Source organism: Ignavibacteriota bacterium (assembly GCA_016218045.1).
Taxonomy (GTDB): Bacteria; Bacteroidota; Ignavibacteria; order SZUA-365; family SZUA-365; genus JACRFB01.
Genome location: JACRFB010000040.1, coordinates 157,670 through 171,816 on the forward strand (window position 1 = coordinate 157,670; position 14,147 = coordinate 171,816).

General features: G+C 59.2%; 8 protein-coding genes. 3 read left to right on the forward strand and 5 right to left on the reverse strand.

Features of this window, described 5'->3' with window-relative positions:
- Positions 1-584: 584 nt before the first annotated feature.
- The gene (locus HY962_10355) at positions 585-1,607 is read right to left on the reverse strand and encodes a T9SS type A sorting domain-containing protein (GenBank protein ID MBI5647321.1); all 1,023 of its coding nucleotides are present in this window, start codon (positions 1,605-1,607) and stop codon (positions 585-587) included.
- Positions 1,608-1,923: 316 nt separating this feature from the next.
- On the reverse strand, positions 1,924-2,124 hold the full coding sequence (locus HY962_10360) for a heavy-metal-associated domain-containing protein (protein MBI5647322.1): 201 nt from the start codon (positions 2,122-2,124) through the stop codon (positions 1,924-1,926).
- A gap of 214 nt (positions 2,125-2,338) precedes the next feature.
- On the opposite strand from HY962_10360, the gene HY962_10365 reads away from it, so the two are divergent.
- From HY962_10365 to HY962_10375, 3 genes are all read left to right on the forward strand, one after another.
- Positions 2,339-3,367 carry a hypothetical protein gene (locus tag HY962_10365; protein MBI5647323.1) on the forward strand — a complete coding sequence of 343 codons (1,029 nt, stop codon included), beginning with the start codon at positions 2,339-2,341 and terminating at the stop codon, positions 3,365-3,367.
- Positions 3,368-3,518: 151 nt separating this feature from the next.
- Complete coding sequence (locus HY962_10370; GenBank protein MBI5647324.1) at positions 3,519-5,762, forward strand: hypothetical protein; 2,244 nt, start codon at positions 3,519-3,521, stop codon at positions 5,760-5,762.
- Positions 5,763-5,813: 51 nt separating this feature from the next.
- The gene (locus tag HY962_10375) at positions 5,814-8,519 is read left to right on the forward strand and encodes a PD40 domain-containing protein (protein ID MBI5647325.1); all 2,706 of its coding nucleotides are present in this window, start codon (positions 5,814-5,816) and stop codon (positions 8,517-8,519) included.
- 147 nt (positions 8,520-8,666) lie between these two features.
- Here the strand turns inward: HY962_10375 and HY962_10380 are convergent, their stop codons facing one another.
- The 3 genes from HY962_10380 to HY962_10390 form a co-directional block, all read right to left on the reverse strand.
- On the reverse strand, positions 8,667-10,709 hold the full coding sequence (locus HY962_10380; GenBank protein ID MBI5647326.1) for a T9SS type A sorting domain-containing protein: 2,043 nt from the start codon (positions 10,707-10,709) through the stop codon (positions 8,667-8,669).
- 121 nt (positions 10,710-10,830) lie between these two features.
- A complete protein-coding gene (locus HY962_10385; GenBank protein ID MBI5647327.1) occupies positions 10,831-12,978 on the reverse strand; it encodes a T9SS type A sorting domain-containing protein in 2,148 nt (715 codons plus the stop codon).
- Positions 12,979-13,126: 148 nt separating this feature from the next.
- A complete protein-coding gene (locus HY962_10390; GenBank protein ID MBI5647328.1) occupies positions 13,127-14,122 on the reverse strand; it encodes an AAA family ATPase in 996 nt (331 codons plus the stop codon).
- Between the last annotated feature and the right edge of the window lie 25 nt (positions 14,123-14,147).

Consider the following 14,147-nt stretch of genomic DNA (forward strand, 5'->3'; position numbering starts at 1 on the left):
CTTTGCTACATGTCCACGGTAAAAAGTGGGAAAGTAGCAAAGTTGAAAACAATCCGTTTTTTACTTTGCTGCTTTGCTACATGTCCACGGCAAAAGATGGGAAGGGAGCAAAGTATTCCCATTGCTACTGAACCGCACACCGCTACCTAATTTACTATCAGATGCTGAGGGCAGGATTTTCTCACAGTGCATTGGGTTTCTCCCAGCACAACATCACAGCCCTTCAAAGGTGGGTACACAATAACGCGGTTTCCATCTTTGTCTCGATATTCGCAGACATATTCCTTGCATGATACGACCGCAGCACGCCCAGTTGTCGACTGTGAGGACGACAATGATTGCGGGCAACCCGACCATTCCATGCGTGTAACACGCGGCGGTACACGGAATATCACACGGGGCCCCCTACCATTCATTGCTGCAACACTTTCCAACGATCCGCGGCCAGTAGGTGCCGCAGTTGCGCAAGGAACGAAACTTGTTATAACAATTACACTGAACCCCAGAGAGAAGATGAACGATGCATGCCTCATGGTTTCCTCCGTTCAATATCTATCGTAGTCACTGGAGTTGTGGGAATATTTCTACCGATGAATCACGAACCGCCGAACCTCCAAATCCGCTCCGTCCTCCCCTGTGATCTTTGCCAGGTAGGTGCCGGGTGCCAGATGTCGAAGTTGAACAGGAATAAGAGAAGCACCAGTGTTGAAGGGGCCGCTGAAGACTCGTCCGATGTGCTTACCATCGAGGGAATACACGGATAATATGCAACTGGCCTTCTGCTGCAAAACCACCTTAGCCCAAAAATCTCCCGAACTTGGATTGGGATACAATACCATATCCGAAACAGGATTCACAGTGGAAGGACCACTCGTGGCCTTGTAGATCGGCTGGAAGAAATCGGAAATCTTCGTCGGGATTCCGTGCGTGTCGTTGATATTGCAGAATTGTTCCTGCCCTGAGGAGCTGATTCTGACCTTCCATACAAGGTACACCGTGTCTGCCACATCCGCATAGGAGCCCAGTTCAATCAGGTGTTGATCGATGCATAATCCCGTTGTGCTCTGTATCCCAAACACTGGAGGTGACGAATACGTCGAGATGACCCCGGGAAGATAGCCAACGCTGTCGAGCGTCGCAATCCATGTGTCGGAACCGAATTCGCGAAGTTCGAGTGTAAAAGTGCACGTGTCGGCTATTGTATGTGCGTGCAATGTATCCATCTCTACCATTGTCAGCATTCGGAAGAATGACAACTGCGACTGCGCATGGATCGGGAAGGGAGAGGTGCGCGACAACTCTCCGATTGCCGTCGCGGTGGTGTCTGAACCGCTGTCTCCTCCAAAGGACTCGTTCGGGATGACCCATGCACTATCATCCGACGGAAGACAAATCTCCCCATACTTGCAGCCAAGAATGATCGAGTCGTACATCGTGCTGATCGATCTGTAATGATACCAGTGTCGAAGAAGCACAGTGTCTGTCGGCTGTGAGACAACCATGGCATGCCGATGCTGCAAAGGTGCAGATAGCGACGAATAGAGGCCGAACCCTGTCATCAATACCACTCCAACCGCCGCGAAAAGAGCGTACCGATGCGTTTTCATTGTAGCCCTCCAAGAAGGAAAAGATTAGAAACACGCACGGAGCATACCCATGCTCCTCCTAAATCTAAAATCGAACATGGCGAAAATCAAGATGTCTCAATTACTTTATTAAGTACAAAACGATTCCCACATGTCGCCCACCGCCACACCTACAAAACGAGGATGGGGCGACAGAGGCAATCTCAGGGATTCGTCCTCCGGCTACCACCGTCTGCGCGTTTAAGACGTATCGAAATCGCAAGGAGCGACCGTACATACGAGTAGCGTGCCTGAGGAAGCAGGCCACAATGCTACCTTGCTACTTTGCTACATTCCACTATTCCACGACTGCGTATCCGGCTTCAATGATCGCCGCGCGGATTGCTGCCTCGTCGACGCGGGTGGGATCGTATTCCACATCGGCCGCGCCTATGCGCACTTCAGCGGCGTCGAGATTTTCGAGTTTTGCGAGTTCTTTTTTTACGGCCATGACGCAGTGCTGGCACGACATGCCGGAGATAGTGTAGGTTTTTTTCACGTTATCCATCCATGATAGGGTACGTCCGAAAATAAATCTACCTGCTTCTGAGTCGTTGTGCAATGTGACGGAGTACACGGAAGCACCATGTGCTATTCAGGGCGGGTGTCTTTACTTTGACCGCTGAGTTGAATAATTTCATACCAAATTATCTCCATCCTATCCTTTCCGCTCCCCACATGTCGACCTGAACGGGTGCCGTATGATGCAGGCGATGAACCGTTTTGTTATCACTCTCCGCGCGCGCGATGTCGCTGTGCGGCTGTGTTTGTTGTGCGCCGCGCTCGTGACAGGAGTTCTGCTCTCGTCCTGCGCGTCGAGTTCGTGCGCGTACTGCGACTACGGCGACTGCCCGCCGCCCGACGCGTACATGTACAGCGTGGAGTTGCGCGATCCCGTGGCCGATCCCTGCAGCGGCGAACTGGTGCTTGCGCTCACCACTCCCTACCAGCCCTCGCTGCTGTGCGAAGTCGAGCAGCGCGTGTTGCGCGTCGACGTGCCCTGCGCAAAAGCGGGCGACTGCGAGGGCAGCGCGGGTCTGACGATACCAGAGGCGGCGGTGCTGCGCGTGTTACGCGTCTCCGACACCAAGACACACCCGCAGCCCGTCGCGCTCTACTGCCGCTGTAAAAACTGCGAGGCCGCCCGCGACGGCCTGCTGGTCTTCGACAAGGTGGAACTGCGCGCCATGGGCGCCTACCGCGGAGATCAGACCGCGGTGTTCTATCCCGACGCCGCGGGCGGTGTGCTCTATGAACCCGAGACGTTCGGTACGGGACGCGGAGGTACAACGATCACTGTGGGAGCGGAAGCCGCATTGCTGTGGGAAGTGTTACGCTTCGGCGGCACACATGCCTTTCACCTCGGTCCTCTCGTCGGTGTATGGCCGGTGGACGGTTCGACATTCATTCCCGTCTCCCTGCATCCGCGTATCACCTTCAACAACCGTCCAGATCCCTATGGATGCAACTGCAACGCCTGGTATCTCTTTGGCGATCTCGGCGTGACCTTCGATGGCACCACGGGCGCGCCCATCGCCGAGGACCGGCGCATCTGGCTCGGACTCGGCATCGGCTATGAAATCCCCGTCTCCAAACAGGTCGATCTGGGCGCGGACCTCTTCGTTCGCCGCACCTGGCTGCCCCTTCCACCGCTTGAATGCTGCCCCGACATCCCCGCGGATGAACGCAATCCCGTCCGCATATCGAATCTGGTCGGACTGCGTTTCGGCGTCACATTTTAGTGAAAAGAGAAGAGGGAAGAGAGAAGAACAAGGAACGCAGAACGCTGAAGCATTCCGGAATCCCCCGTCCCTCGTCCCCCGTTCACCGTTCACCGTTCACCGTTCACCGTTCACCGTTCACCGTTTCCCGTTTCCCGTTTCCGGAGGAGTCATGACACGTCTCGGAATATACAGTCTCCTGATCGTCGCAGGCATCCTGATCCTGAGCAGCGCCGGGTGCAAGGACGAGGTTGTGCCCGCGCAGGGCTCGAAGGAGCGTGTGTTGACGGTGCTCGCGAAGGAGGTCGATCCGGCCACGGGCGCGGTGATCGGTCCGGCGCGGCGCGCGCAGATCGTCATCTACGAGGTGCGTGCCGATGGCGACCATGAACTCGCGCGGCTCGAAACCAACGACCAGGGCGTGGCAGTGTACAGCGCGGTGTTTCCGGCTACGGGCGTGAATCTGCGTGTGGTGGGCACCTACGATAGCGAAAGGCAGACGACCGATCCGCCGGTCTTCCTGTTCTGCAACGATGCCACGGTCACGCTGCGCTTCGCGGGCACCTGGCCCGTGTGCTGTCCGAGCGATACACTGCTCACCTATCAGTTCATCGACGAAACAGGAAGCACAGATCTGATTCAGGGCAATCCCCCGGGTATCGCCCAGTACACGCTGACACGGACGCTCTTCCTTCTCGACTGCCCGAATCCCAACGACCGGCTGACCGTCACCGTGCCCGCGGCGCCCGCGCCGTTCAGCATCCGCGAGATGCGCGTGAACGACCGCGTCGTGACCGGGCCGAACGTCACCATCGCCAACGGCGAGGCCTTCACCATCACCTTCGCCGTGTCGACCGTGGCCGCGGGCGATTATGAAGGAGTAATGGATCTGATTGTCCTTTGTCCCGACGGCGCGACCACCCACACCGTGCGTGTGCGCCTGCTCGCCACCGTGACGGCCTTCACGTGCACCTGCCCGCGCGACTCCATGATCGCGCTGGAGCCCGGCGTGCAGGACGTGGAGGTGGGCAGCACGCGCGACTACACGAACCTCATAGTGTACACGAATCCGGCGAACTGCCGCGCGCTCACCGTCGACAGCGTGGTCTCGCGCGACCGCGAACGCGCGTGGGACGTGCTTGCGCCTTCCGGCGGCGAGGTTGTGCAGCCCGGCGGGAACATCCGCCTGACCGCGCGTTTCCGGCCCTTCAAGGCGGGCAACGCCGTCGACACCTTCCGCGTGTACTTCCGGCTGGCCGACGGAACGCCCTGCCGCGTGATAACCACGCTGCGCGGCTTCGGCTGCCGCTCGATGTGTCCGTTGCTGCTGCGTCCGGGCAATCAGGAGTTCAACGCCGCGAAGCCCGTGCGAGTGGATTTTGGCACCGTGCCCTTCTCGCCGAACGCGGCCTGCGGCGGCACGCGCAGCGCGGTGTACCAGGAAGTGACGCTGCTGCTGCCCGACACGGCGTGCTGTCCGTCACCCGCCGATGTGCGCATTGAAGTTATCGACAACGACGCGCGTCGTGTTCCGAGCAGTCTGTACGATGTGACACCCGGCAGCAGCATCCGTCTCGAGAAGGGTGTGCGTTCGAGTGTGACCGTGCGCTTCAATACGCCGACCATCGACGAGTTCGAGGCGTTGTTTGCGTCGGGCAGGCGCGTGCGTACGGGCACAGCGGCCGACAACGAATTCAACATGCAGATACGTCTCTCGAGTCCGGGCTGCGGGAACTGCGTGCAGCTCCTCGACGTGCGCGCGTCGGTGGGCAGTTTCATCAACATCAGCAACGTCATCACGTTGTACGCCTACGGCCAGAACACACCCAAGCTGCCCGAACCCCCGGTGCGCAAGGTGTGCCATATCGATTGCTGCACAAATCTCGACGGCTCGCTCGACATCGGCCGCCTCTTCAACATGCTGCAGCCCGTGACCAAGACCTTCCCGTATCCGCCCAATGAACACGACTTCTTTGTCGAGGTGATGGACACCACCTCGGTGCGTGTGCCGCCGGGATCGCAGAAGCTGCAGGATCCGATGCTCTTCCGTGTCGCATCGTCGGAGTTCACACGGCTGATCCGTTTCGCGACAAACTATAACGAGAACGAATTCGCCGACGTGCGACTCATCGTGCAGCGCGTGCAAAACGCCTTGAACGCAGGCCCGAATTTCTTCTCCCAGAATCTGCTGAACTGGGATTTCCCGCCCACGGCCTCATCGGTGAAACCGCGCCCGGGCGACGTGTTTATCATGGCATCGTCCGGCACATGGACCAGCGCGACCACGGGACATGTGATACCGTGCAAGGTCGCATTGCTCTACATCCGGAAGATCTTCGACGGCAATCTGAACAACAGCAGCAACGATCAATCCGGCATCGAGTACGAATTGATATTCCCGGTCATCCTCTACTGAGTGATCACGGACCCGTCCATCGGAAGCGCTCATAGACACAGGAGCTGAACCATGTTTGTGCATCGCAGAATCGCGACAGGCCTGGTGCCGGTCCTCGCCCTTGCCGCACTCGTGTGTGCCGGCTGCTCGTCCAGCACGTCGCTGCGCGATGCGCGCAGCGAGCGCTGTTGTCCGCAGGGGTCGGGTCTGCTCGGCGCGTCGGTCAACACTGCCGCCGACGAGTATGGGGCGTACCTGGAACAGCGTGCCGACGGCGCGCGGCTCTGGTTCACGAGTTCCCGCGGCGTGGACGGAAAAAAGCAGACGTCGCTGCCGAGCGATATTTTTGTGTCGAAACACGCGGGCGCGCTGTCGCCGCCCGACGTGTGCAGGAACTGGGGGAACGCCGAACGTATGCCGCAGATCGGCTCGGCCTTCGATACGTGGACAAAGGGCGCCGTGACGATGTTCGGCAACGAGGTGGTGCTGGCAGCGGAGCAGCCGGTGGACGGCAGCAACACGCTGCGGCCGGGCGCCTCCGGGTACAACCTGTTCCTGTGGAAACTTCAGCGCGGAGCGGACGGCACTCCGCGTGACGCCACACCCGTCGAAAACGTGAACCTCGCCTCGGCATGGACCTCGCAACCGGCTCTGTCGCCCGGCGGCGACACGCTGCTGTTTGCGTCCGACCGGCCCAATCCTCTGAACCCCGCCGACACCAGCATCAACATCTGGTACGCTGTGCGGACCCGCGGTGTGTGGGGCGCACCTTCGATCGTCGCGTCGCTCGCCACACCCGTCGACGACATGTGCCCCGGCATCGACAGCTTCGGCGCGCTGTATTTTTCCACGCAGTGGGACTTTGCCTCCGGCGCGCGTTCGCGACGCGGCTTCGACGTGTACCTCGCCGGCGCGCTGCAAGACGTGCTTGCGGGACGTGCAGCAAAGCCGGTGGACATCAACACCGTCACCGCGCAGGAGGGTTTCAGCGTCAACACCGCGGCCGATGAAATCTTTCCACAGGTGTCCACGACGGAAACCGGGCAGATCATCATGTGGTCGTCGAACCGCGAAGACGGCTTCGGTGGTTTCGACATCTACGCGTGCCGCCTGCCGGTTCCGCGCATCTGGCTCTCGCCCGTCGTCACCTGTTACGAAAAGGGTAACGTAAAAGTCGAGGGGATGCGTCTCGAGGGCCGCGTCATGGGCGACCAGCGCGTGAAGGCCGTGGTGAACGGCGCGGTGACCGACATGCGCGCGGGCGAGAAGATCCAGGTGAAGGTGGGCGATCGTGTGTCCTTCCTGCGCGCGGGCGCCGCCGACGAATGTATCACGATGAGCTGTCCCATCGTCGAGACCGTGGCAAAATTCGGCGACACGCTGCAGCTCGTCAACATCGACTGCGACTGCAATCCCAAGCCGGTCGAATCCATTCTCATCAGCGACGCGAGCGGCATCCCGTATTTTGTGACGGGATACTGGTGGCCGAACACGAGCCGCAATCTCGCGCAGCTCAACAGGCAGGCGGGCGCGGGCACGCTCGCCCGCGCGAAGTTCATCGACCGCGGCGATTACGATTACGCCTGCGCTTCGAAGACTATCGACGATTTTTTCGCGCGCAATATTTACGACAAGATCGACAACGCGCTGCGCAAAGTGGACAATTGTTCCGAGAAGGACATCTCGCTGATGATCACCGTGGTCGGTTACACCGACGCGTGTAATCTCGTGCAGGGTTCCTACACCGACGAAACAGTACTGATGCCCACGATGAAGATCGCCAGCGGCACCGACATGTGGTCGAGTTCGCTGCCCTCGGCCGACGGGACGCGCAACATCCCGCTCAAGGACCGCGGCCAGTACGGCAACGTGATCCTGTCGAAGCTGCGCTCGTACTTCACGATGAAGACCATCGACCGCGACATGGGCGATCGATCTGAAACGTACAAACGTTTTCGCGATGCGGGCCGCATCGTATTCGACTACGACGGCATGGGTGTATACGAGCCGACGGCATGGCGCGGCGATGTACAGACGCAGGCCCCCGCGATGGAGAATCCCTGCCGGAAACGATCAACAAACGCCTACGGCTGCAACAATCCCGAAGGACGACGGATCGAAATCTTCATCACGCCAGTGGTTGGTGATCCGCGCACCATGCCGAGACCGCTCGAGACGGATTTTGTGCAGAAGGAACAGATCGATCCCGAGGCGCAACCGCGGTCCTGCGGCTGTGTGCGTGCCGAACATGTGTTCCGCGACAGCAGCGAGGCGGTGTTCACGAAGGCGATGCTGCTTCAATTCACCGATCCCGCGAAGATCGTGCGCGACAGCGTGGTTGTTGTCGAGGAGACCGACGACAAGGGCGCTCGCCAGTTCCGTCTCCACACAGGGTGCCTGCCCGCGCCGGCCGACGCACAGGAGGCCGCGCGTATCATGCACGAGGCGGTGCACAAGGCCATCACAATGCTCGAGAAATACACGCCCGGCTCGAAGTCCGCCTGCAGGCAATTCTCGCTGAGCTTCGGCACCTTCCTGTATCCGCGCAACGCGCAGATACTGCGCGACACGCTGCGCACACTGCTCGGTGCACCTGTGTGGATCGACGAAACAACTGCTCTCGACACGCACGAGAAACGGTATTCGGTGCGGAGCGGTATGTACGCCGACCGCGCCGAGGCACAGCAGATGATGGAAGGCTACGCGGCCGTTCTGCGCAAAGTCCGCATCACGCTCGAAATGATGATCCTGCGGGAAACGCTCGGGGCTGTTGAGTGACACGATAACGTCTCGCATGTGCGGGTCGTCCTCGGGCACCTCAGTATCGCATCGGGCCAGTGTATCGATCCGCACCTTCCACAGTGTGCTTGCGCGCGAACCATCCGCGCGCACTGACCCCGATGGCGGCAGTGTTGCGCCGGCTGCTCAGGGCACCCGCAACAGCCGCAGCACTGTTACGCCGGTGCCGGTGCCGATCCTCACGAAGTAACTTCCCTGCGGCAGGCCGCTGCCGGTGAAGGGCATCGAGTGTGTTCCCGCAGCGAACATGCCCGAGGCGAGTGAGGCGACACGGCGGCCCAGCAGATCAAAGACCTGCACGTCGACATGCTGCTTCCGCTCGAGTGTCCAGGTGACGGTGGTTGTAGTTTGGAAGGGATTCGGCCGCGCTGTCGCGGCCATATCCGGTTTGTGTACGTCATCCAGCGCGTGGAGTACCGTCTCCTCCATGCGATAGATCCCGCTGTCAACCAGTGCATACATCCTTCCATCGCGCCCCAACTCGAAGTCGCGCACGACGGGCTCGTAGTCGAATCCCTGTTCTGGTGATACAATACCAGTATTCCCGTCCTGCCAGGAATCACCGTTGTTTGTGCTGTACAGTATGCCGTCGCGATGGATATCCTCCGCTCCGAGATATACTCGACCGGCAGCATCGACAGCGAGACAGCTAAAGTGTGCGTTCCGGCTTCCGGCAGGAATTTGCAGAAATGTTGCGCCGCCGTCTTTGCTGCGGTATACTCCGTTCGACACATCAAGTACATAGATTGTGCCTTGCGCGACTGCAAGCTGGGAACAGTGATCCGGCAGCCCCACAGATGGGAGTTCACGCCAGTGTGATCCATCATCGGTGGAAACAATCACGAACTTCTGCCTCGAAAGTGCAAAGAGATTTCCAGACTCATCCTCTTGCAGCGATCGTACATCACCCACTCCCGAGGGTGCGTTCGATTTCGTCCAGTTCACCCCATCGTCGCTACTGTGATACACTCCGTGCAGTCCGCTTATCAGCAGCGAACCGACACGAGTCTGGATACAGGAGGAGGGATGTGATGCCGGCACGGGCCGTGCTGTGTACGTGAGGCCATCATCGGTGCTGGTGAAAAGCGAATCGGTTGTGAGCACATAAAAGGAAGCGTTGTGTCCCGCCGATATGTCAATGACGGAGAAATTCGAGATGACTTCACTTTCACTGTATCTCCACGTGTATCCGTCATCGACGCTGCGGCCGGAGGCGTCAAGCGGACCCCATGTCACCATCGTCCCGCGTGCATTCACCGCGAGTTCCGGCCATACGCCACGGAAGACTCGTGGATACAAGGAGCGTCCTCTGACGTGCGTACGCGTGGCGTTGGCAGGGTCGAAGCGAAACAAGCCATCGTAGCGGTCCCCATACAAGACGCGGCCGGCCGGATCAACATCCAAAAAATTCAGGCTACTAAATCCCACCTGATCCTGTCTGAGAACGAGGATCCACGTCCGACCACCATCCGTGCTTTGCATGAGCGTGGAATCCCGGTCACTGAGCGCGAACAGAGGTGTGCCAGGGTGTGACACGACCGAAGTAGTCCACCCTCCCAGCGAAGCCGCCATGCTCCACGACTCACCGCCGTCGCTGCTCTGGCAGAGGTATCCCTCCGTCGTGAAGAGATACATCGTATCTTCGCCGATACTCCAGATTTTTCGGATATACCCTGCGGCGGGAGTGTGAATGCCGCGCCAGGTGGCTCCACCATCATTGCTTCGAAACAAAGAGTCGGCCCTAGCAAGGCACATGCGGCCGGACGTTGTGATGCATACCTGCCCGAGTCCGCCTGACCCGGGAGGACCGGTGCGGTTCCAGGTGAATCCGCCATCAAGACTTATTGCGACGCCATACGCATGTGTTGCCACGAGTGTATCCCGACCTTTCGAAAGAATGGAATACACGATTCCGAGTTCAGGATTGCGCATGGTCGGAAGCCAAGAGGCCACACCTGTCTCTCGCCGATATACGCCGTCCGATGTGATCGCAAAGAGTGTTCCCGTCGGGATTGTAGTGATGGAATACACGTGTGGCGCGAATGAACCAACAATCTCCGATCTCCAATGCACGCCATCATCGATGCTGTGATAGAGATGCGGTGTACCGTCCGCCACATACAGCGTACCGGAGGGATCCGTGGCTGCTGACCATGAGAAGCGCGACACGGAATCCAGATGCCTCCAGGACAGCTTCTGCGCACTGCTCACTAACGGGCACAGTAAAACCAGCAACACACATATGCGGATATGAAAGATGCAACGGGGCATATTCTCTTCCATCGCAGTGTTATTGTTTGACGATCATGAACAACCGCGATCTGTCCGCGGTGCCGATCCGCACGAAGTAACTTCCCTGTGGCAGGCCGCTGCCGGTGAAAGGTATCGAGTGTGTTCCCGCGGCGAACATGCCCGAAGCGAGTGAGGCGACACGGCGGCCCAGCAGATCAAAGACCTGCACGTCGACATGCTGCTTCCGTTCGAGTGTCCAGGTGACGGTGGTGCCGGACCGGAATGGATTCGGATAGACATGTCCGATATTTGCGGGTTGTGCCTTGCTCTTATCGACACCCAGGGGCCAGTCGGAGCCGCAATAGAGCCCGCTGTCGGTGAGTGCGTACATGCGCCCGGCGGGACCGCGTACCAAATCCATCACACCCGGTTCGAACGCCCACTGATACTCGACGGAATAAAAGCCCGAATTCTGCTTGCGCCAGCTCGCACCGAAATCGGCGCTGATATACACGCCGCCTGAAACCCACCATGCGCCCGCCGCAAACACACGGCCCTGTGCATCGGTGCTGAACGCGGTGAGCTCGTTCGGCGACATACCCGTATTCGCTGACCGGAATGTTGCACCGCCGTCATCACTCGCCGCCACGACAGGTCCCATCCCCTTCACGGCGTACACACGTCCGGCCGCGCCGCATGCAATTTTGGTGTAGGACCCATCGAAACCTGTGGATGCGCGGATCAGCCAGGTGTTCCCGTCATCGGTGCTGACCAGCAGCCGGTTCGCATCGACAAGTGCATACACATCACCCCGCGTGTCCTGCGCAATGCCGATGACAGAGTGCGGACCGGCGGATTGTGTGACCACATTCCATGTCGCTCCCTGGTCCGTACTTCTATATATCCATTGTCTGCTTCCGAGCAGCAGAGTCCCGCTTTGCAGCGGACGCACTGTCGTATACGTATCGGCGGGAGCAGGTGCGGCATGCCATGTTGCAGCGCCATCGGTGCTGATGTACAGAGAGTCGCTGGAAACGACGTACATGGAATGCCTCGCACCGCCAACAAAGACGCGGTTCCCCCAGGATTGAGGGAAGGAGACGTCGGTCGGTATCCAGGTTATCCCGCCATCGTTGCTGCGGAACAGTCCGTCATGCTCTGGCAGTACTGCCATGCTGCCCGAATCGCTGATGGCAAGGCGCGAGAGAGCCATAGTAGGGAGTTCGTAATACAGCGCCCTTCCTCGAAGCGGCTCTTTGAATGAAAAATCCGGAGCGTATCGGAAGACACCGTCGAAATGGTCGCAGGTGATGAGCCGCCCTTGCGGGTCCATGGCGATACGCGTTGTGTACTCACTCCCCGGCGAATCGCTCGCAGGTACATCCGTCCACGTTGCCGCGCCGTCGTTGCTGCGTACGAGGCCTTTGGCTGCGTACATCGAGCTGTAGAGGTATCCGTCGCTTCCCGCAGCCAGCACGGAAATGTGGCCAAGCCCGGGGTACAGCGTCGTCCAGGTGATGCCCTCGTCGCCGCTCAATAACACTTTCCCGAAATTCGCTGCAGTGTACACGACTCCCCGTGTGTCCACAATGGGCGGTAGAAACGTCTCGCGCGGGCGCGCGTGGCAGACGCGCCACGTCGCGCCGGCATCAGTGCTGCGGTACAGCGTGTCGTCGGTGGAAACGATGAGCACGCCGGAACCTGTGACACATACGCCGCTGCACGGGGCGGTGCCGGGCGGACCGATCAGATCCCACCTGTTTCCCGCATTGATGCTGCGATACACCCTCATGCCGGGCAGTGCGAACAGTGTATCATCTCCGCCGGATGCAAGAACGTGGACCGGCCCTTCCGGGAGTCCGGCGGAAGCGCGCGTCCAGTGCTCCGCGCGGTCGTCGCTCCGGAACACACCGTCATTGGTCGCGGCGAACAGTCGACCCGCCGCATCGAAGTACATATCGTGGACAGTTCTGTTCACGAGCCCTTCGTTGGCAGCAGCCCAGTGTCTACCGTCGTTGATGCTCTTGTACACGCCCGACTTCCCATCTGCCGTGAATATCTCGCCTGCGTCACCAAAGGCGACAGACCATGAGAATCGTTCAACAGAATCCACTCTCTGCCAGAACGGCTGTTGCGCGGCCACCTCCCCGCCTGTAATGCCGCACACGCTGAAGATAACAATGAACTGAAACTTTGCCGTTTTCATACATCCTCCACCCTCACAATTCCGAAACGCGGGTACAGTCAATACGTGAGACAAATCAATTCAATCATCCTGACATCACAACACCGTCAGTCCCCCCTTCCACCTTTCCACCTTCCACCTTCCACCTTCCACCTTCCACCTTCCACCTTTACCTCGCAACAACATTCCTCAGCTTCTCGACCTCCGTATCGACGAGAGCCCGCAGAACGTCCTCGCCCGCCTTGCGGTTGGCGTACACGAGGCGATGATGGAGGCCCCAGTAGGCCACGGCCTTAAAGTCGTCTTCGGTTGCGAAGGCGCGGCCCGCGACAAGCGCATGCGCCTTGATGAGTTTGAGCAGATAGATGCCCGCGCGGGTCGAGGCGCCGACATTGATTTCCTTCTTGCTCTCACGCGTCCGGTGAATGAGGTTGGTGACCGCGCGGATGATGGTTTCATCGCAGTGCACGGCGAAGGCGAGATTCTGGAGGGCGACAACTTCGTCGGCCGTGATCACCGGATGCACCTGGCCTTGCACGTCGAGGATGCGGTCGAGATCGCCGAGGATTTCGAGATCGGTCTCATAATCGACGTAACCGAGCGGTAATTTGAAGTAGAAGCGGTCGAGCTGTGCCCAAGGCAACGGGTAGGTGCCTTCGCTGTCGATCGGATTCTGCGTCGCGACGATGAAGAACAGGTTCTCGAGTTTGTAGGTCCGTTCGTCCACCGTCACCTGTTTTTCGGCCATACATTCGAGCAGCGCCGACTGTACCTTTGGAGAGGCGCGGTTGATTTCATCGGCCAGCAGGAAGTTGCTGAACACCGGGCCCTGCTTGAATACAAACGCATTTTTCCCAGCGTCGAAAAAGTTGAAGCCGACGATGTCCATCGGCAGCAAATCCGGCGTGAATTGAATGCGCTTGAAGGTGGAAGGCGTGCCGCCGCCGCCGATGCTCAAGCTCAGGGTTTTTGCAAGTGTGGTTTTCCCGCTGCCGGGATAGTCCTCGATCAAAACGTGCCCGCCTGCGAACAGTGCGGTCAGCACGAGTTCGATGGTCGGCCGCTGTCCGCGAATGATGAGGTTCACATTGTCGATGAGTCCTTGAATACGGGGCGCCGCTTCGGCGATGCGCGTCTCGAGCTGTTCGCGGGATGGGGTCGTCATGGCTGTACTGGTTCTGGTGATGGGT